We start from the raw sequence: 19,353 nt of genomic DNA, 5'->3' as shown, positions 1-19,353 counted from the left end.
GGGACGTATTCATCAGATCGAGATTAGATGCTTTACAGCGGAGGGGAACCGGGTACGCAAAAGGGTTTGTCTATAAATATGACGGGGGCCCGGTTACGAGAACCGAGCCCCGGTCGTCAGGCCACCGAGCCGGGCCTGTCCCAGTCCTCGCCCAGCACGTGGTGGGCCAGGAACGCGAAGACGGTGTCGTACCAGGCGATCGAGTTGCCGGGTTTGAGGATCCAGTGGTTCTCGTCGGGGAAGTACAGGAACTTGGCCTCGGCGCCGGTGCGCTGGAGGTCCCACCACAGGCGCAGGCCCTCCCCGATGGGGACGCGGTAGTCCTTGTCGCCGTGGATGACCAGCATCGGCGTGGTGATCCGGTCGAGCCAGTGGTGCGGCGACAGGCGCCGGTAGCGGTCGGAGCCGGGGGCGCCGAACTCGCGCTGCCAGTAGGAGGAGACGTCGGTCGTGCCGGCGAACTGGTCGAGGTTCCACAGGGAGGCGTGGGTGACGATCGCCTTGAAGCGGTCGGTGTGGCCGGCCACCCAGTTGGCCATGTAGCCGCCGAAGGAGCCGCCCATGGCGGCGGTGCGGGCCTCGTCGATCTCGGGGAGCTTGCAGGCGGCGTCGGTGATCGCCATCAGGTCGCCGTGGGTGACCGGGCCCCATTCGCCCCAGCCCCGGTCGATCATCCGCTGCCCGTAGCCGGTCGACATGGCGGGGTCGGGCAGCAGCACGGCGTAGCCCTTCGCGGCCATCAGCCAGGGGTTCCACCGCCACGACCAGTCGTTCCAGCTGCCGAGCGGGCCGCCGTGGATCCACAGCAGCAGCGGGGCGGGCTGCTCCGAGGCGGGCAGCACCAGCCAGGCGTGGATCTCGGTGCCGTCCTCGGCGGTGGCGGTCACCTCGGTGAGGGTGCCGGGCAGGTCGAGGTCGGGGGTGGGGGACGGCAGCGTGACGTAGCCGCCTTCGGTGAGCCTCACCGGGACGGGCGGGTGGTCGACGGCGCCGCGCAGGGCGTAGACGGTGCCGTCGGGGGCCACGTTGATCTCGATGTAGGCGCCGTGGTCGGAGGTGACGCGGCGGCGCTCGCCGTCGAGGGACACCGCGAAGATCGGGCGGCGGCCGCGGTCGTCGCAGGCGGCGTACAGGAAGGAGGAGTCGGGGGCCCAGGCGATCGAGTGGCCGGAGTCGCCAAGGGAGCGCTGGTCGCCGGTCTCCAGGTCGATCAGCCACAGCTCGCCCCTGGCCGAGAGGGTCTCGGTGGTGAGGCGCTCGCGGTGGCAGGCGACGTAGCGGCCGTCGGGCGAGACCACGACGGGACCCTCGAAGTGGTGGTCGTCGTCAGCGGCCAGGACGCGGCGCTCGCCGCCGGTCAGCGCGACCACGCGGGCGCGGTAGTCGCCGAGGGGGAACTCCTCGCGCCACAGCGCGACGACGGTCGCGCCGTCGGGGGTGACGTCGAAGGCGGTCCGCTGCAGCGCGTCGCCCGCGTCGGGGGTCAGGTCGCCGTGCTCCAGCGAGAACAGGCGGGGACGGCCGGGGCCGAGGTCGTGGTCCCAGAAGCGGACGGGGTAGCCCTCGTGGAGGATCGCGGTGATCCCGGCCTCCTCGCGGTCCTTGCGGCGCTGCCGCTCGGTGTCCGGGTCGCCGGGGAACACCTCGGAGAGGTACACCACCGAGGATCCTCCGGCCCGCACGCCGGAGATCCCGCCCGGACGGGTGGCCAGGCGGCGGGGCTCGCCGGTCTTCGGCAGCAGCCACAGGGCCGGCTTGTCGTTCTCGTCCTTCTCGGTCGGGTCGGGGCGGGCCGACACGAAGAGCAGGTCGCCGTCGGGGGTGAAGACCGCGCCGCTCTCTCCCTTCGCCGACCGGGTCAGCCGGGCAGGCTCGCCGCCGGGGTCGAGGGGGATGTCGTAGAGCGCCGTGCCGTAGCTCTTGCCGTCGGGGTTCAGGGACTGCGTGACGGCCACGAGCCGGGAGCCGTCGGGGGCCAGACGCAGCGAGGCCGTCCGGGGGACGGCGACGTAGTCACGCACATCCTGGAAGATCGAGCTCATCCGTCGAACCTACCCCCCTAAGCTGGGCACATGGGGAACTACGACGCGGTCGTCGTGCTGTCGTTCGGCGGGCCGGAGCGACCGGAAGACGTGCTCCCGTTCCTGGAGAACGTGGTGCGCGGACGGGGTGTGCCGCGCGAGCGGCTCCTGGAGGTGGAGGCCCACTACCAGGCCATGGGCGGGGCCAGCCCGATCAACGACCAGAACCGGGCGCTGATCGCCGAGCTGGAGAAGGTCGTCGACCTGCCGGTCTACTGGGGCAACCGCAACTGGCACCCCTTCCTGGAGGAGACCGTCGCCCGGATGAAGGCCGACGGGATCAAGAGGGCGGCGGCGTTCGCGACGGCGGCCACGGCCTCCTATTCGAGCTGCCGTCAGTACCGGGAGGACATCGCCCGCGCCGCCGCGGCCGTGCCCGGCGGGCCCGAGCTGATCAAGATGCGCCACTTCTACGACCATCCGGGGTTCGTCGCGGCGATGGCCGACCGCACCCGCGCGGCCCTCGACGAGATCGGCGGCGAGGCGCGGCTGGTGTTCACCGCCCACTCGATCCCGGTGTCGATGGCCGTCTCGGCCGGGCCGCAGGGCAACGCCTACGAGCGCCAGCTGCGGGAGGCCTCCGCGCTGGTCGCGGCCGAGGTCGGGGCAGCCGACTTCGACCTGGTCTGGCAGAGCCGCAGCGGCCCGCCGCAGATCCCGTGGCTGGAGCCCGACGTCTGCGACCACCTGGAGACCCTCCACGCCAAGGGCGTCGAGTCGGTCGTGCTGGTGCCGATCGGGTTCGTCTCCGACCACATGGAGGTCCTCTACGACCTCGACGTCGAGGCCCGAGACCGGGCCGCCGAGCTGGGCCTGCGCCTGGCCCGCGCGGGCACGGCCGGCACCCACCCGAGGTTCGTCGAGATGATCCGCGACCTGGTGAACGAGCCCGAGCCGACGGCCTGCCCGGTCACCTGCTGCCCGGCGCCCTCACGGGTACGCCCTGGCGTAGGCGGCGGCGAGTCCTAGGACCTTGTTCACGTAGTCCCACGAGTGGTTGTAGGCCCACACGGCCTTCCTGAGGCTCTCGCCGCCACCGGCCGCGCCGGTGGCGCACAGGTAGTTGGCCGCGCCGGGCACGGCGTCGTAGGCGCTCCAGATGTCGGCCTCGCCGTCCCCGTCGCCGTCGACGCCGTAGGCCCGCCAGGTGGCCGGCATGAACTGCATCGGGCCGAGCGCCCCGGCCGACGACGGGCCGTTGTTGCGGCCGTGGCCGCTCTCGACCTGGCCGATCGCGGCCAGGACCGTCCACGACAGCCCCGGGCAGACGGCGGCCGAGCGCTGGTAGAGCTCCAGGTAGCTCTCGGGGCGGCCGACGAGGGTCTGCTTCGGGGCGGCGTCCCGTCCGGCGGGCCGCTGCTCCTTGACCACCCCGATGGGCACGACGCTCGACCCGGTGCCCATCAGCTTGCGCACCCGCGTCCCGCTGACCTTCTCGCCGTGGACGAGCACGACCACCCCGTCGGAGAAGCCGAGCCGCTGCCCGAGGTCCTTGGAGATCAGGCCGTCGATGTTGGGGAAGCCGAGCGTGGCCGAGGCGGCGATGCGCAGGCGGGGGCCGTTGTCGACCTGGTACTCCTCCCCCAGGATCATCCCGAGCCGCTTCATGACGGCCCGGTCGGCGACCACCTCGCCGCGCGCGATGGCGCTCCACACCTCGGGGTGCTCGGCGACCGGCTTGGGCGTCCACGACCGGAACTGGGCCGGTTCGACGGCCAGCAGCTGCAGCGGGTGGCCCGACAGCCGCACCCCGCCGCCCGCCACGAGGGCGACCTTCTGGACGTGCTTGACCTTGGCGATGCGCAGCACCGTCTCCTGGGGCACCGGCCGGGGCGCGATGCCGAGCAGCTGCGGCGGGGTCACCTGGACGCCCGGCCCGCCGATGGCGGGGGGCGCGGAGGGGATCGTCCGGTCGGGGACGAGGTTCGGCACGTCCTCCCCGGCCACGGGCTGTTCCTCACCGGCGCCGAGCAGGAACACACCGCCGGCGGTGAGCGTCACCACGATCGTCGCGGCGAGCCCGGCCACGAGCGCGAGAAGCGGCGTGAACCGGGGATGACGGGGAGCCCTGTTCACGTTGGTACCTTATCGACCGGAAACTCACTTGCCATCCACATCGGCTGTGAGACATGGTCAGAAGAGTTTCAAGGGGAGTAAGCAGTAGTCGTCCGCGTGCCATCCCATTCCCCCATGGCCGCAGCCGTTCATCGGCTCGCCCGGACGCTTGGGTACGGGTTAGAGGTCTGTTCTCATGCGTACGTATCGGGGTCTGTTCCGCACGCCAGGTGCGAAGGGCTTCGTCCTCTCCGGTTTCGTCGGGCGCATCCCCATGTCCATGCTGGGCATCGGGATCACGCTGCTCGTCCAGGAGGTCACCGGATCCATCGCGACGGCGGGCGCGGTCGCGGCCGTCTTCGCCCTGTCCACCGCCGTCGGCGCGCCCGTCATGGGGCGGCTGAGCGACCGCTTCGGCCAGGCCCGGGTCGCGCTCCCGGCCGTGCTGGCGCACGGCGGCGCGCTCGTGGCGCTGATGCTGCTGGCGCACGCCGCCGCGCCGACCTGGACGCTGTTCCTGTCCGGCGCCTTGGCGGGCATGGCGGCGGTGCAGCTCGGGTCGATGGTGCGGGCCCGCTGGTCCCACCTGCTCGACGACCCGGCGAAGCTGCACACCGCGTTCTCGTTCGAGTCGGTCGCCGACGAGGTGATCTTCGTCACCGGACCGGCCTTCACCGCGCTGGTGGCCACGTCCCTGAACGTGTACGCCGGTCTCGTCGTCGCCGTCGTCCTGGCGGTGTCGGGCACGACGGCGTTCGCGCTGCTGCGGTCGAGCCAGCCGCCGGTCGTCCGGCACCGGGAGCACCGGGGGTCGCCGATCGCGATCCCGGGGGTGGCGCTGCTGTCGGTCGTCCTGCTCGGCATGGGGGCGGTGTTCGGCACGGTCGACATCGTCACGGTGGCCTTCGCCCAGGAACACGGCAACAGGGCGGTGGCCGGGCTGCTGCTGGCCTCGTTCAGCGCCGGGTCGATGGTCTCGGGTCTCTGGTACGGCTCCCGCGCCTGGAAGCTCACCCTCCGCAGCCGGTTCGTGCGCGGCCTCGGCGTGTTCGCGGTGGGCCTGACCCCGATCGTGCTGATCGGCGAGCTGGCCCCGATGGCGGTCGCGCTGTTCTTCGCCGGCCTGGCGATCTCGCCCACCCTGATCACCAGCTTCTCGCTGATCGAGCGGATGGTCCCGGCCACCCAGCTCAACGAGGGCATGTCGTGGCTGACGACCTCGATCGGGTTCGGCGTGGCGGTCGGCGCCTGGGCTGGCGGCCACCTGGCCGAGACGTTCGGCGCGTCCAACGCGTACGGTTTCGCCTACGGCTGCGCCCTGCTGGCGGCCGTCGTCGGGCTGGCCGGGTCGAGCGCACTACGAACGCCGGTGGTTTCTGAGTATCGTTCACATTCATGACGTTCACGAACTGGGCGGGCAACCAGTCGATCACCCCGGCTGAGACGCGTTCGCCGAGTTCACCCGCCGAGGTCGCGCAGGCCGTGGGCGACGCCCGGCGGCAGGGCCGCAAGGTCCGCATGACCGGCACGGGCCACTCCTTCACCGGGGTGGCCCTCACCGACGGGATCCTGCTCCGGCCGGACGGCCTGACCGGGATCCTGTCGGTCGGCGACGACACCGTCACCGTGGCCGCCGGGACCCCCGTCCACGTGCTCAACGTCGAGCTCGACCGGCGCGGGCTGGCCCTGGCCAACATGGGCGACGTCACCGTGCAGACCGTGGCCGGGGCGATCCAGACCGGCACCCACGGCAGCGGCCGGTCGGTCGGCGGGCTGGCCGACCAGGTGACCGGGCTGGAGCTCGTGCTCGCCGACGGGTCCCTGGTGACCGTCTCGGAGGGCGACCTGTTCGACGCGGCCCGGGTCGGGCTGGGGGCGCTGGGCGTCGTGACGGCGGTGACGTTCCGGGTCGAACCGGCGTTCCTGCTGCACAGCCGCCGGGCGCCGATGACCTTCGACGCGGTTCTCGACGCGCTGGACGCCTACACGCTGGACAACGACCACCTCGACTTCTTCTGGTTCCCGCACACCGACCGGTGCCTGGTCAAACGGAACAACCGGGCGACCGGCGGGCAGCACACGCCCGGCCGGTTCCGCACCTGGCTCGACGAGGTCTTCCTGGAGAACCGGGTGTTCGAGGTGACCAACCGGGTGGGGGCACGGTTCCCGGCGGTCATCCCGCCGATCAACCGGCTCTCCGGGGTGGTGCTCAGCGCGTCGGAGAGCGCCGACACCGCGTACAAGGTCTTCACCAGCGTGCGCGACGTGCGGTTCCTGGAGATGGAGTACGCCGTCCCGCGCCGCCACCTGGCCTCCGCCCTCCGCGAGGTGCGCGCCCTGGTGGAGCGGTCGCCGTGGCGGATCTCGTTCCCGGTGGAGGTGCGGGTCACGCCGCCCTCGACGGCCTGGCTGTCGACCGCCCACGACCGGGACACCGCGTACATCGCCTGCCACGTCTACCGGCGGACCCCGAACCCCTCCTACTTCGCGGCGGTGGAGGAGATCATGACCGCGCTGGGCGGCCGGCCCCACTGGGGCAAGCTGCACAATCAGGACTACACATATCTTTCAGGGGTATATCCGCGTTTCACGGATTTCGTGGCGCTACGTAACCGGCTCGACCCCGACCGTCTCTTCGGCAACGCCTACCTGGACCGTGTCCTGGGCGGCTAGTTCTCCGTCGAGTTGACCCAAGTTCACCACCCTCAGGTACGTCTACCGGGAGAATCCGACGAGGACCCCGAACCGCTTGCTCAACCCGCCTGTCTATAGCAGGGTGAACGCGACAAAGCGAGACGCGCACGGCCGAAGGCCGGGTGTGGCTCGCGCCACTGAACTGCCCGATAGACACGAGACGCGCACGGCCGAAGGCCGGGTGTGGCTCGCGCCACCCATCCGCCACGACGAATTGTGACTGGCGTCATGTCGCCTCCGCAGCCCCTGGAGAAGGCGATGTTCGGACATGCCGGGTACGGTGCTTGGAAGGCAACCGGCTCACGCGAGAGACTCAAGGGTCCGGGGGAAGATTCAGCACGACGAAGGGACTCGCATGCAGGAGCTCCGTCTCGTCGCGGTGAGTGAGGACGGCACTTACCTCGTCCTGGCCACGGCCGGGAGGGGTACCCGCTTCACGCTGCCCGTCGACGACCGGCTCCGCGCTGCCGTCCGCGGCAACTTCTCCCGTCTCGGTCAATTTGAGATCGAAGTGGAGAGCCCGTTGCGTCCCAAGGAGATCCAGGCCCGCATCCGTGCCGGTGAGACCGCCGAGGAGATCGCCGCCACGGCGGGCATCCCGGTCGAGCGGGTGCGCTGGTTCGAGGGGCCGGTGCTCCAGGAACGCGAGTACATCGCCCAGCAGGCCCAGCGGGTCGCCGTGCGCCTCCCCGGCGAGTCCGCCGCCCGCCCCACCCTCGGCGAGCTCGTCGCCGAGCGCCTCACCCGGCGCGGCGTCCCCGTCGACGAGATCGACTGGGACTCCTGCAAGCGCGACGACAACCTGTGGCGCATCAAGCTCGGGTACGTCTGGAACGGCCACACCCGCCACGCCGAGTGGCTCTTCGACCCCCGCCGCCGCCACGTCTCCCCCTACGACGACGAGGCCATGCGCCTGTCGGCCGACGACTACGCCGACCCCCAGGCCGAAGAGGCGACGGTACGCCCCTTCGTGCCCAGGATCGCGGGCAAGCTCGCCCCGGTCCCGCCGCCCGAGTTCGACTACGACGTGGCCGAGCCCGCGCCGCTGCGCGTCGCGCCGAACGGCAACCTGCCCGACCACTTCTCGCCCCGGTTCAGCCCCGAGCCGTCCCTTCCGGCCGCCTTCCACGAGCCCGCCGAGCCGCCCCGGCCCCCGAACTACGGGCCGCCGGAGCCCCAGGTCAGCGCGCCCCCGTCCCAGCCGACCCATTACTACACCGCGCCCGAGCCGCCGCCCGCCGCGCCCCCGGCCAAGGACACCCGCCTCGCGACCGCCGAGCCGCAGGCCGCCGAGCCGCCCGTCAGCGCGCCGGTGACCCCGGAACCGCAGGCCGCCGCGCAGGAGACGCCGAGCGCCCCCGAGCCGCAGGCCGGCCCCGCCGCCCCGGCCGAACCGGTCCGCGCCCCCGCGACACCGGAACCGCAGGCCGCCGCCCCCGCGACACCGGAACCGCAGGCCGCCGCCCCCGCGACAGCGGAACCGCAGGCCGTCGCTCCCGCGAGGCCGGAGACGCAGGTCAGCGCGCCCGTCGCCGAGCCGCGGCCGAGCGCGCCCGAAGAGGCGACCGCGACACCGGCCGCGCAGGAGGTCCGCCCGGCCGAGGCGCCGGCCGCCCCCGCGACGCCCGAAGCGGCTTCGGCGCAGGCGACTCCCGAGGCATCTGCGGCGCAAGAGGCCGCTCCCGAGCCGAAAGCCGCCGAGCCCGTCGTTCGCGAGGCTCAGCCGGTCGCGCCGGAACCGCGAAGCACCCCGGCCGCTCCGGCGGCGGAGGCGCGTCCCGCCGAGCCCGCCGCCCCGGTCGTGGACCGTGCCGTCGAAGAGGCGACCGCGTTCGTAGCGCCCGAGGCGCCCGCCGTCGTTCCGGCGCAGCCCACGCCCGCCCCCGTTCCCGCCCCGGCCCCCGCTCCGGAGCCGGTCGCCGAGGAGCCGGTGGAGGAGCCGCCCACTCCGGCGGTCATGCCGAAGACGGTCGCGCCACGGCCGGGGCCGCCCCGGGCCAAGCCGCCCGCGCAACGGCCCGCGCCGAAGGAGGACAAGCCGTCCGAGCCGGTGCCCGCGGGCGCCGCGCCCGCTCCGGCGCCCAAGCCCGCCCCGCGCCGCAAGTCGCGGGCGCGCCGGGCGTCCGTCCCGTCGTGGGACGAGATCATGTTCGGCGCTCCCAAGCAGGACTAACGCTTGAGGAAGGGCGCCATCCACTCGGGGGTGACCTCGGCGGCGAAGGCGGCCGCCTGGGTCTCCCCGGCGTCGATCGCCTTGTAGCCGCCGCTGCCCGCGCCGACCCCGGCGATCACGGTGACCAGTCCGGCCCGGCGCTGGAACCACGACTGCTCGATGGTCCAGCCGACCACCGCCCGGCGTTCGACGACCGCCTGGGCCCGGCGCAGCGATCCCGAGCGGACCGACAGCCGGGTTCCGTCGTAGGTGTGGCCCAGCGAGCGGTAACGGTCGAGGCCGAGCGCGATTCCGGCCACGGCCAGGACGGTGGCGATGATCCCGATGATGGTCTGGCCCAGGGCGTACAGGACCAGGGCCAGGACCAGCCACGGCGCGATCGCCCGGAACAGGCGGCGGCGCCGGGCGGCGGGCGGGTGAGGGCGCAGCGCCTCGCTGAACGGGCCGACGGCCTCGGCGGCGATGTCGCCGACGGCGGCGCGGGGGGCCACCGGCAGGAGCTGGCCGCGCGTCTGGGAGTCGCCGAGGCCGGTCACCACGGCCCACAGGCGGGCCACCTTCGCCTGGCGCTCCAATGGGCTCTCGGCGATCTCGTAGCCCCGGATGCGGCGGCGTTCGAGGGAGACCACGCGCCGGTTGATCAGGCCGCGCTCGGCGACCAGGTGGTCGCCCCGGCCGAACAACACGAAGTTCCAGTTGAAGACGGCGTACATGGCCGCGCCCAGGAACGGCATGAGCACGACCAGCGCGACCGCGACGCCGACGAGCAGCAGCGGGTGGCCCCAGAGCCACGAGCCGACCGCCACCGCGTCGTCCTCGTCGAGCCCGAGCTCGCCGCCCCACTGGAACGCCAGGCCGACCGCGCCGGCGACCAGCGCGAAAGGGGTGAACAGGAACGCGCCGGACAGCGGGCCGTAGCGGAGCCAGGCCGGGGGCACGCGCAGGAACACGTGGTCGCGCGGCGCGGCGGCGGCCTGTTCGAGAGGCTGCCCGGCGACCCCGGGGGCCCCAGTGACCCCCGCGTGGCGGGCCAGCAGCACGGCGCGCAGCCGTTCGGCCTCCTCGACCGTGATGCCGTCGAGCTCGCCCTCCTGCTTCTCGCCGCCCGCGCCGGTGTCGAGCTTCAGCACCGCCAGGCCGAGCAGCCGGTGGAGGAACGGGGTGGTGACGTCGACGCCCCGGATGCGCTCCAGCGGGATGACCCGGGTCGAGCGGCCGATGAAGGCCCGGGAGAGCTCCAGGCGGCCGCCGGTGATCGTGTAGGAGAAGGTGGCCCAGCGCACCACGGCGTACAGGACCGAACCGGCGACGCCGAACGCGGCCCAGATGAACGAGCGCGGCGAGAACCCCCCGGCGACCAGCACCCCCGCGAGCGGCACCAGCAGCGAGGGCAGCACCCTTATGGGGTCTATGAGCAGCAGGCGCGGGCTGAGCCGGGCGGCCTCGGGCACCGGCTCATGGAAGGGCAGGCTCACGTCGCGTCGTCCCGGAGTTCCTGGGCCCGGCGCGACAGCTCCTCGGCCAGCCGCGCGGCCACCTCGTAGTCGAGACCCTTGATCGTGGACGACCCCGCGTAGGACGCGGTCCGGATCTCCACCGTCGCCAGCCCGAAGAAGCGCTCCAGCCAGCCCTGCGCCTTGTCGACCGTCTGGATGCGGGACACCGGCACGAACACCCACTTGCGCGACAGCCAGCCCGACCGGGCGTAGACGACGTCGGCGGCCAGCTCCCAGCGGTGCACGGCGAACCGCACGACCGGCTCGGCGAGCACGAACGGCACCATCAGCAGCCCGAGCACGAGCGCGACCACCCAGGTGCGGTCGAGCAGCCACTGCGGGAGGAACTCCCAGCCGGTCATCCACATGGACAGCAGCACCAGCCCGCCCACCAGCAGCGCCGTCACGATGACGGCCTCCGCGAACCACAACGACCTGGCCCTCGGCGACACCTGGTTGGCGGGGTCACGCAACGCGTCACGCATCTGGCATCACGAGTCCACCCTAAATCGTCGGGATGTGCCGTTGGTCACCCCCCAACCCCCCCTTGAAGATTTCTACCGGCGAGTACCCGTTCCCCACCCGAAACATAGGAATCCCAGGTCACACGGGTTCGGGCGGAGGGGCAGGGTGAACGAACCCGGCTTATGTGGAGTTTCTTCTCGCGCTGGATCATCGCGATCCGGTCGGCGCACCAGCGGGATCCGCGTAGCATCAACGGGCATGGGGTCGCTGACGAAGTCCGTTCGCACGCGCCGAGCCGCTCTCCTACCGGCGGCTGTCGTGGCGCTGACGGCATCGACCTCGGGCTGCGGGATCGTGGGCGGCGGTTCGCCCGCCGACCTCGACGTGATCAGTGTGTCGAGCCCGCAGTTCCGTGACGGCGATCCACTGCCGTCCGGCTACTCGTGCAAGGGAGACCTGGGCAATCCGCCCCTCCGCTGGTCGGGTACGTCGGGCGCCAAGTCGGTGGCCCTCGTGGTCGACGACAACGCCGACGGGCAGAAAGCGATGGTGCACTGGGTGGTGTTCAACATCGACCCCAACACCACCGAGCTCGCGGAGAACGGCACCCCTAGAGGTGCCCGGCAGGGGCAGACGACCAATGGAAAAGTCGGATATGTGCCCCCATGCCAGCCCGATGACAGCTACCGTTTCACCGTCTACGCCCTGAACAAGGAGCTGGACCTCCCTCAGGGCGCCCCCCTCTCGGAGAGTCTGGCCACCATCGCGTCCCACACCATCGCCCGAGGTCGCCTCACGGCGGCTGACATCGAGTGACATGCTGATGACCGGAGGTAGTAGTGGTGGACCAATCTTCGCCTAGGGTGTGACAACGGTCATTGTGGTCGAGCAGAATCGGATCCTGAATTGCTGAGCGCAGGTGATCACAGGGGGCAGGTCGCGTCGATGGCCGCGCGATCTCACCGGCGCCGCTGGAAGGCCATGGCCTTGAGGGTGGTGCTATGACCGCGGTCATTTTGGGCCTTGTCGCCGTTGTCCTGCTGGTGCTGATAGTGGTGGCGCTGGGCATGCGGTCGATGAACCGGAGAGAGAGCGCGCTCTCCTCCGAGCGCATCAAGGCGATGGCCGAGGGCGCCGCGAAGAAGAAGGGCAGCCGGCCGGCCGAAGAGACGTTCTTCGAGAGTTTCCCCGAGGGTTTCGACGCGTTCGAGGAGCCGAAGAAGGCGCCGGTCAAACCGGTCGCCAAGGCCCCCGGCGCGCAGCCCCGTCCGGGCAGCCGCCAGGGCGCCAAGCCCGCGCAGCGTGGCAAGCAGCCCGCCGGCGCCGGTGCTCCCCGTGGCAAGCGGGGGGTCGACGAGTGGGGCGCCGACGACGACTACGACGACGACTACTGGTCGCGCGTCCGCGCCGACGACGGCGCGTTCGGGGGGACCATCAAGCAGCGCATGGCCCACTCCCGCCCGGTCGAGCCCGAGCCCGCCGCCTCCTCCCCGGTGTCCCCGGTCTCCTCCGTGTCCTCCGGGGCGATCGACCCCAACGCCGCGACTGTCCAGGGCATCCTCCCCCAGCGCCCGGCCGCCGTGCCGCCGCCCGCCGCCCCGGTCCCCGGTGTGGTGACCCCGATCGCGGCCACGCTCACCCCGGGCGTGGTCACCCCGATCAGCAGCGCGCTCAACGCGGGCACCCCGTCCAACGGTTTCTTCTCCCCCGACACCGGCGTCGTCGACGGCCTGCGCGCCACCCCCTCCTCGCAGCTCGCCGAGCAGAAGACGGTCACCTTCTCCGCCCCGACCCCCGATCTGACCAGCCCCGCGACCGGCCCGTTCCCCCCGCCGGGCGCCTCGACCGACCCGTTCTCCACCGGGCCGTCGACCGGCATGTTCGAGACCCGGCCGGGCGCTTTCGACCAGCCCGCCACCGGACCGTTCCCCAGCCGCCCCGGCTACGACACGGGCTACACCAGCGGCAACTTCCCGGTTCCGCCCGCGGCGCAGCCCGAGCCGATCCCCCCGGCCTACCCCGAGCCCTCCGGCTGGGCCGTCCAGCCCGCGCCCAACTACCCGCAGCCGCCGGCCGCGGCTCCCCCGGCGTGGGGCGGCGGCGACGTGTTCGACGACCCGCAGCCGGTGCAGGGCAGCGGGTCGACCTGGGCGGCCGGCGAGGCGGCGGGCTACCAGATGCCCGCTCCGCCGCCCCCGTCCTACAACGACTTCTCGACCGGGGCCTACCAGACCGGCAACCTGCCGACCCCGCCGCCCGGGTCCTACGAGGTCAGCGCCGGGTGGGCGACGATCGACGACTCCGACTCGGTGGCCGGCGCCTACGGCTACGACCAGCAGGGCTACCCCAACCCCGCCCCGCCGCAGAACACCGGCGGGAGCTGGCCCTCCTACGACGAGCTCTATCCCGAGCAGACCACCCGCAGCGGTGTCGGGCGGCGCGGCACCCACCGCGGCAATCCGGAGACCGACCAACCCGACTATTACCGCTGATTTCCCCGTCCGTGTTCGACCCCCCGGCTGACCTTGGCATAAAGTCGCCGCATGACCGGGGGTAACAGTTCGACCACGCAGCGTTTCATCGACGTCCTGCGGCATGACGTTCCGGCCTCACTCGTGGTGTTCCTGGTGGCGGTTCCACTGTCACTGGGCATCGCGGTCGCGTCCGGGGCGCCGATCGCGGCCGGGCTGGTGGCGGCGATCGTCGGCGGCATCGTCGCGGGCGCGCTGGGCGGCTCCGTCGTCCAGGTCAGCGGGCCCGCCGCGGGCCTGTCGCTGGTGGTGGCCGATCTCGTCCAGGTGTACGGCTGGCGGGCCACCTGCGCCATCACACTCGCGGCCGGGCTGCTGCAGATCGTTCTCGGCGCGTTCCGGGTGGCCAGGGCCGCCCTGGGGGTCTCCCCCGCCGTCATCCACGGCATGCTGGCCGGGGTCGGCGTCGTCATCGCGCTCTCGCAGCTCCACATCGTCCTGGGCGGCAGCCCGCAGCGGTCCGCGCTCGACAACCTGATCGAGGTCCCGGCCCAGGTGGCCACGCTCCACGGCGACGCCGTCATGATCGGGCTCCTGACGATCGGCGTGCTGCTGGTGTGGGACCGCATTCCCAAGGTCGGGTTCGTGCCCGCCCCGCTGGCCGCGCTGGCCATCGCGACGGTGACGGCGGCGCTGGCCGGCTGGAAGTTCACCGAGGTCGACCTCGCCAACGGGCTGAGCCAGCTCGCCGGGCCGATCCTGCCCACCGGCGACTGGCACGCCATCGCCGCCTCGATCCTGCTGGTGGCGGTGCTGGCCGGGGTCGAGTCACTGCTGACCTGCGTGGCCGCCGACCGCATGCACGACGGGCCGCGCGCCGACCTCGACCGTGAGCTGTGCGCCCAGGGCGTCGCCAACGTCGTGTCCGGCGGTCTGGGCGGCCTGCCGGTGTCGGGCGTGGTGGTCCGCACGACCACCAACGTCCGGGCGGGCGCGCGCAGCCGCTGGTCGACGGTGCTCCACGGCGTGTGGGTGCTGATCGCCACGATCGCGTTCGCCTCGGCGCTCGGGCTGATCCCGATGGAGGCGCTGGCCGCGCTGCTGCTGTTCATCGGCGTGAAGATGGTCAACCTGGGCACCGCCCGGGGGCTGCGCGGCCACGGCGAGATGCCGATCTACTTCCTCACCATGGCCGCGGTCGTGCTGCTCGGGCTGGCCGAGGGCATCCTCATCGGGCTCGGCCTGGCGGCGCTGCTGGCGCTGCGGCGGCTCACCTGGGTGTCGGTCGAGGTCACGCCCGGCGGCGGGCGCTGGCGCGTGGTGGTGACCGGGTCGCTCATCTTCATCGGGGTGCCCCGGCTGACCGACTCGCTGCGCACGATCCCGCGCGGGGCCGACGTCGACCTGCTGCTCAACGTCGACTTCATGGACAACGCGGCGTTCGAGGCGCTGCGCAACTGGCGGCTGGAACACGAACGGGCCGGCGGCACGGTCGAGATCGACGAGCTCCACGACGACTGGTACACCGCCGCCGCCAACGGCATCCGGGTGTTCCCGGCCAAGACCCCGCCGAAGATGGACTGGTCGTGGCTGCCGTGGTCGCACCGCCGGCCTCCGGAGGCCGAGGCGAACCTGCTGGAGGGCACCCGCGAATACCAGCGCCGGACCGCGCCGCTGATCCGGCCGCTGCTGACCCGCATGGCGCGCAAGCAGTCTCCGTCCCACCTGTTCATCACCTGCGCCGACTCACGGGTGATGCCCTCGGTCATCACCGCGAGCGGGCCGGGCGACCTCTTCATGGTCCGCAACGTCGGCAACCTGGTGCCCAGGTTCGAGTCGGTGCCCTCCGACGACTCGGTGGCGGCGGCGATCGAATACGCCGTGGGCGTGCTCGGCGTCTCCACCATCACGGTCTGCGGCCACTCGGGGTGCGGCGCGATGGCGGCGCTGCTCGGCGAGGCCCCCACGGGCCTGACGGCGGTGGGCAACTGGCTGCGCCACGGCCACCACACGGTCGAGCGGTTCGAGAACACCCCCCACGGCTCCGACGAGCCGGCGCTCGACCACCTGTGCCGGGTCAACGTGATCCAGCAGCTGGAGAACCTGCGCAGCTATCCGATGGTCGACCGTTTGGAACGTGCCGGGAAGCTGGAGCTGTCCGGGCTCTACTTCGACATCGGCACCGCCCGGGTCCACGTGCTCGACGTAGAGGGGTTCACCCCCGTGCCGGAGCTCCGCCCCGACGAATTCGCACAGGGTGAAATCGGCCGGGCGTGAAACGGCACGGATGACCAGCTTCCGGGCGCCCAGGATGGGGTCATGAGAATTCTGGTGATCGGCGGCTCGGTCTTCCTCGGCCGGGCCCACGTCGAGGAGGCCCTCGCCCGGGGCCACGAGGTGACGATGTTCAACCGGGGTGTCAGCCGCGCCGACCGGCCCGGCGTCGAGGTGGTCCACGGAGACCGGACCGACCACGACGACGTGGTGCGGCTGGTCGAGGGCCGCAGCTGGGACGCGGTCGTCGACGTGTGCGGCTACACCCCGGCGACGGTGCTCGACAACGTGCGGGTCCTCAACGGGCACGCCTCCCACTACACGTTCATCTCCAGCATCAGCGCCTACAAGGGGTTCCCCGAGGAGATCGGGGTCAACGAGGAGTCCGAGCAGTTCCCCGGCGACCCCGAGGCGACCGAGGGCGAATACGGCCCGCTCAAGTCGGGCTGCGAGCTGGCCGTGACCGAGAACTTCGAGGGCGGCGCGCTGATCGTCCAGCCGGGCCTGATCCTCGGTCCCCACGAGAACGTCGGCCGCCTGCCGTGGTGGCTGACCCGGGTCCAGCGCGGCGGCCGGGTGGTCGCGCCGGGCGACCCCGACCGGGAGATGCAGCTCATCGACGCCCGCGACATCGCCGCGTTCACGATCGCGCAGGTCGAGAAGGGCACCACCGGCAAGTTCCTGACCGGCGGCGTCCCGGCCAACACCACCTACGGCCGGTGGCTGCGCGAGTGCGTCGAGGTGACCGGGTCGGACGCCGAGCTCGTCTGGGTCGACGACGCGGTGCTCCACGAGCACAAGGCGCAGATGTGGACGGAGTTCCCCCTCTGGGCCGACGACACCATGCCCGGCGTGTGGCTGACCGACTCGTCGAAGGCCCACGCGGCCGGGCTGACGTGCCGGCCGGTCAGCGAGACCGTGCGCGACACGTGGGAGTGGCTGCGGCACATCCCGGTGGAGGAGCGGGTGTTCGGGGCGCGGTTCCAGCACGGCATCGACCCGGACAAGGAGGCCGCGATCCTGGCCGACTGGGACAGCCGGGCCTGACGACTTTCCCGGCATCCCCACCGAGAGTGGGACGCTGCCCCTAGGATTCACGAGCCGCGTTCAGACGGCTACACCGCGTGATGATTCGGGAGACGCGTTCCATGGCAAGGTCCATCAAGGGGAACTCCGCCCTTGCCCGGCCCTACCGCGACCTCGTGTGGCTCGCCTATCTGACGCTGCCGCCCGACAGCGGCGAGCGGCGGGTGCTGCTCGCCCACCGCCTCGCCGCCCGAGCGCTGCTGCGCCGTCCGGGCGACCCGGCCCAGGCCCGTCTCGACGTGCTGAAGCGGGTGCTGAAGCGGCGTCCCTACCCGCTGATCGGGTTCGGGCGCCGTCTGGAGGTGGTGCCGGCCGTCGTCCGCAGCGACGAGCGCGCCTTCACCGCCGCGCTGGAGGAGCTGCCGCCCGCCGCCCGCGCCGCTTACGCGCTCACCCGGATCGAGGGCCTCGACGCGGGTGAGGCCCGCCGTCTGCTGGCCGCCGCCGGGGTGGCCGAGCCGACGATCGCGCTGGCACTCGTCGAGGCGCTCGACGACGAGCACGGCCGCTTCGCCGACCACCGTCCGGCCGCCGACCCGACGCTGGCCCGCATCTACGGGCGGGGCCCGTCCAAGGTCCTGATCGCGCTGGCCGCCGCGGGCGGCCTCCTCGCCGTCTCCGGCGTCCCCCACCTGCTGGGTCTGTACGACGTCCGCGCCGCCACCGCCGCCGAACCCGCGCTGCCCGAGGTCGCCAGGGTCTCCCCCGGCACCTGGCGGACCACGACCACCCTCGACCTGCACACCTGGGAGCCCCGGGGCGACCTGACCGACGACGACGGCCTGGTCACCCGCGCGGTCCGGGCCTGGCAGGGCGAGGTGACCCCGCAGCCCGTGTCGGGCGCGCTGCCCAGCCCGCCGGTCGCGCCGCAGCTGCTGTTCGCGGGGGGTCTCGACGGCAACGCGGTCGTGCTGCTGCGCGACTCGGGCCGGGTCGCGCGCTACGCCGAGACGGGCCGGTCGCGGTCGCTGGAGGTGTTCCCCGAGCCCCGGCTGAAGGCCGACGGGTCGAGCCCGCTGAAGCTGTCGGGGGGCCGCTATCTGGTGCCGCCGTGGGTGACCGAGGTGTCGGCGGCCAACCTGAGCCGGCTGGGCGCCAAGTGGCGTCCGGTCGCGGTGACCGGCGGGGTGACCGAGCCGGTGCCGCAGGTGACGGCCGGTCCGTGCTGGCGCGGCCCGGTGCTGCGGCTGCGCGCGCCGGGGGTGGCCCACGGGATGCCGTACACGATGCTCGATCTGGGCCGGATCGGGCTGGCGAACGTGACCCACCAGGCGCCGCCGCCGGCCGAGGTCAACCGGCTCGGGCCCGAGGAGATCGACGTGTCGCCGGGCGGGTTCAGCGCGTGGGCCCACCTGTCGTGCGCGCTGCCGTTCCCCACGGCCGAGGCCGAGGCGGCGTCGGCCTGGGAGTTCTGGTCGGGCGAGCTGCCGGAGGCGGCGCGGGCGCGGTGGATGTGCGCCCGGTTCGCCAACGCCGACGGCACGAGCTCGGTGCGCGGCGTGCTCGCCGTCGCCACCCCCGGCCGGACGGTCACCATCCCGACGGGCGGCCTGACCGGAACCTGGGACTGCAGCCGGTTGAAGCGCCACCTGGTGTCGGCGACGTGGTGGCAGGCCCCGTCGGGGCAGTGGTACTACCTGGTGGCGGGCAGCCGCGACGTCCCCGCCATCAAGGTCACCGGGCCCACGGTGCGGGACGTCCTGGCCGGGCGCGGGCTGATCGCCGCGCTCGGGCCGAAGGGCGGGCCCCAGCCGGTCGGGGAGGTCACCGTGGACGCGGGGGCGACGACGGTCCTGCGCGAGACGAGTCCCTGACCGACCCTGACCGACCCTGACCGACCCTGACCGACAATGGCGTCGTGGACGACTGCGCCTGCGGGCACGCCCGGTTCTCCGCGCCCCGGGACCGGGCCGAGGGCCTGGTCCTGGCCGGGCACCTGCGGGCCGTCGGCCATCTGCTGGAGCCGGTCGAGCGCGACGCGTCCCGCTGGCTCGGGATCCTGCGGTGCACGGCCTGTGGCCGCCACTGGGCGGAGGACAGCATGTCGTCGGGCCACGCCGACCTGTTCTTCGTCTATCCCGTCGACACCGCCGACCCGAGCGCCTGGCTGGCGGCGGCCCGGCCGGTCTTCTAGCGGCGCTGTTCTAGGCGATCCACGGCGGGGTGCCGTGGACGGTGCCGTCGGGCAGGATCGCCCTGGCTCCCCCGGCGGCGGTGACGACGGCGGTGAACCCCTCCCCGGCGGCGGTGACCTGGCGGGCGGTGTGGGGCGGCATCACCACGGTGTCGCCCTGGGCGACCTCGAAGGTCTCGCCGCCGAGTTCGACGACGGCGCCGCCGCTGACGAACGCCCAGATCTGCTCCCGGTCGAAGTCGTGTCTCGGCCCGGCGACGCCCGGCCGGACCTCGACCCGCCACAGGGAGCGTTCGGCGCCGCCCTGGGTGGGCGAGGCGAAGGTGGTCATGACCCCGCCGGGGGTCTCGGAGCGGCGGGCGGACGCGGCGCGGACGACGGTCATGGCTGATCCCCTAAGATGGACAATGTCGTTGTCCATATA

General features: G+C 72.7%; 15 protein-coding genes. 10 read left to right on the top strand and 5 right to left on the bottom strand.

Going from position 1 to position 19,353, the window contains the following annotated elements:
• Positions 1-116: 116 nt before the first annotated feature.
• On the bottom strand, positions 117-2,042 hold the full coding sequence (locus AW270_RS06990) for a S9 family peptidase (RefSeq protein WP_061291892.1): 1,926 nt from the start codon (positions 2,040-2,042) through the stop codon (positions 117-119).
• A 30-nt stretch (positions 2,043-2,072) separates the two neighbouring features.
• Between AW270_RS06990 and AW270_RS06985 the strand changes: the two genes are divergently transcribed.
• Entirely contained in the window at positions 2,073-3,050 is a 978-nt protein-coding gene (locus tag AW270_RS06985) for a ferrochelatase (protein WP_061291890.1), read from the top strand.
• Here the strand turns inward: AW270_RS06985 and AW270_RS06980 are convergent.
• Complete coding sequence (locus AW270_RS06980) at positions 3,012-4,157, bottom strand: lytic transglycosylase domain-containing protein (RefSeq protein ID WP_061291888.1); 1,146 nt, start codon at positions 4,155-4,157, stop codon at positions 3,012-3,014. The genes AW270_RS06985 and AW270_RS06980 overlap by 39 nt on opposite strands.
• Before the next feature lie 175 nt (positions 4,158-4,332).
• Between AW270_RS06980 and AW270_RS06975 the strand changes: the two genes are divergently transcribed.
• The 3 genes from AW270_RS06975 to sepH all read left to right on the top strand — a co-directional run bounded on the left by AW270_RS06975 (position 4,333) and on the right by sepH (position 9,003).
• Entirely contained in the window at positions 4,333-5,535 is a 1,203-nt protein-coding gene (locus tag AW270_RS06975) for an MFS transporter (protein WP_061291885.1), read from the top strand.
• Positions 5,532-6,809 (top strand): D-arabinono-1,4-lactone oxidase, encoded by a 1,278-nt coding sequence (locus AW270_RS06970; RefSeq protein ID WP_061291883.1) that lies wholly within the window; start codon positions 5,532-5,534, stop codon positions 6,807-6,809. The genes AW270_RS06975 and AW270_RS06970 overlap by 4 nt, the downstream gene beginning before the upstream one ends.
• A 376-nt stretch (positions 6,810-7,185) precedes the next feature.
• Positions 7,186-9,003, top strand: a complete 1,818-nt coding sequence (sepH, locus tag AW270_RS40470; protein ID WP_061291879.1) for a septation protein SepH — start codon at positions 7,186-7,188, stop codon at positions 9,001-9,003.
• Here sepH and AW270_RS06960 read toward each other — a convergent pair.
• Together AW270_RS06960 and AW270_RS06955 are read right to left on the bottom strand one after the other, a co-directional pair.
• The gene (locus tag AW270_RS06960) at positions 9,000-10,478 is read right to left on the bottom strand and encodes a PH domain-containing protein (protein WP_245674595.1); all 1,479 of its coding nucleotides are present in this window, start codon (positions 10,476-10,478) and stop codon (positions 9,000-9,002) included. The genes sepH and AW270_RS06960 overlap by 4 nt on opposite strands.
• Positions 10,475-10,984, bottom strand: a complete 510-nt coding sequence (locus tag AW270_RS06955; protein WP_061291877.1) for a PH domain-containing protein — start codon at positions 10,982-10,984, stop codon at positions 10,475-10,477. The genes AW270_RS06960 and AW270_RS06955 overlap by 4 nt, the downstream gene beginning before the upstream one ends.
• A gap of 298 nt (positions 10,985-11,282) precedes the next feature.
• Between AW270_RS06955 and AW270_RS06950 the strand changes: the two genes are divergently transcribed.
• From AW270_RS06950 to AW270_RS06925, 6 genes are all read left to right on the top strand, one after another.
• Positions 11,283-11,780: a YbhB/YbcL family Raf kinase inhibitor-like protein gene (locus AW270_RS06950; RefSeq protein WP_245674594.1), complete on the top strand. Its 498-nt coding sequence runs from the start codon at positions 11,283-11,285 to the stop codon at positions 11,778-11,780.
• Between the two features lie 185 nt (positions 11,781-11,965).
• Entirely contained in the window at positions 11,966-13,456 is a 1,491-nt protein-coding gene (locus AW270_RS06945) for a hypothetical protein (protein ID WP_061291873.1), read from the top strand.
• Between the two features lie 51 nt (positions 13,457-13,507).
• Entirely contained in the window at positions 13,508-15,712 is a 2,205-nt protein-coding gene (locus AW270_RS06940) for a SulP family inorganic anion transporter (protein WP_061291871.1), read from the top strand.
• Between the two features lie 42 nt (positions 15,713-15,754).
• A complete protein-coding gene (locus tag AW270_RS06935) occupies positions 15,755-16,756 on the top strand; it encodes an NAD-dependent epimerase/dehydratase family protein (RefSeq protein ID WP_061291870.1) in 1,002 nt (333 codons plus the stop codon).
• Between the two features lie 101 nt (positions 16,757-16,857).
• Positions 16,858-18,609 (top strand): hypothetical protein, encoded by a 1,752-nt coding sequence (locus tag AW270_RS06930; RefSeq protein WP_061291866.1) that lies wholly within the window; start codon positions 16,858-16,860, stop codon positions 18,607-18,609.
• A 44-nt stretch (positions 18,610-18,653) separates the two neighbouring features.
• Entirely contained in the window at positions 18,654-18,929 is a 276-nt protein-coding gene (locus AW270_RS06925; protein ID WP_061291864.1) for a hypothetical protein, read from the top strand.
• 10 nt (positions 18,930-18,939) lie between these two features.
• Here AW270_RS06925 and AW270_RS06920 read toward each other — a convergent pair whose 3' ends face one another.
• On the bottom strand, positions 18,940-19,314 hold the full coding sequence (locus tag AW270_RS06920) for a cupin domain-containing protein (protein WP_061291862.1): 375 nt from the start codon (positions 19,312-19,314) through the stop codon (positions 18,940-18,942).
• Positions 19,315-19,353 lie beyond the last annotated feature (39 nt).

It is taken from the genome of Herbidospora cretacea (assembly GCF_001570605.1).
GTDB classification, from domain to species: domain Bacteria; phylum Actinomycetota; class Actinomycetes; order Streptosporangiales; family Streptosporangiaceae; genus Herbidospora; species Herbidospora cretacea.
The sequence above is the reverse complement of the archived record's forward strand: the minus strand, read 5'-3'. Positions and strand labels throughout refer to the sequence as shown.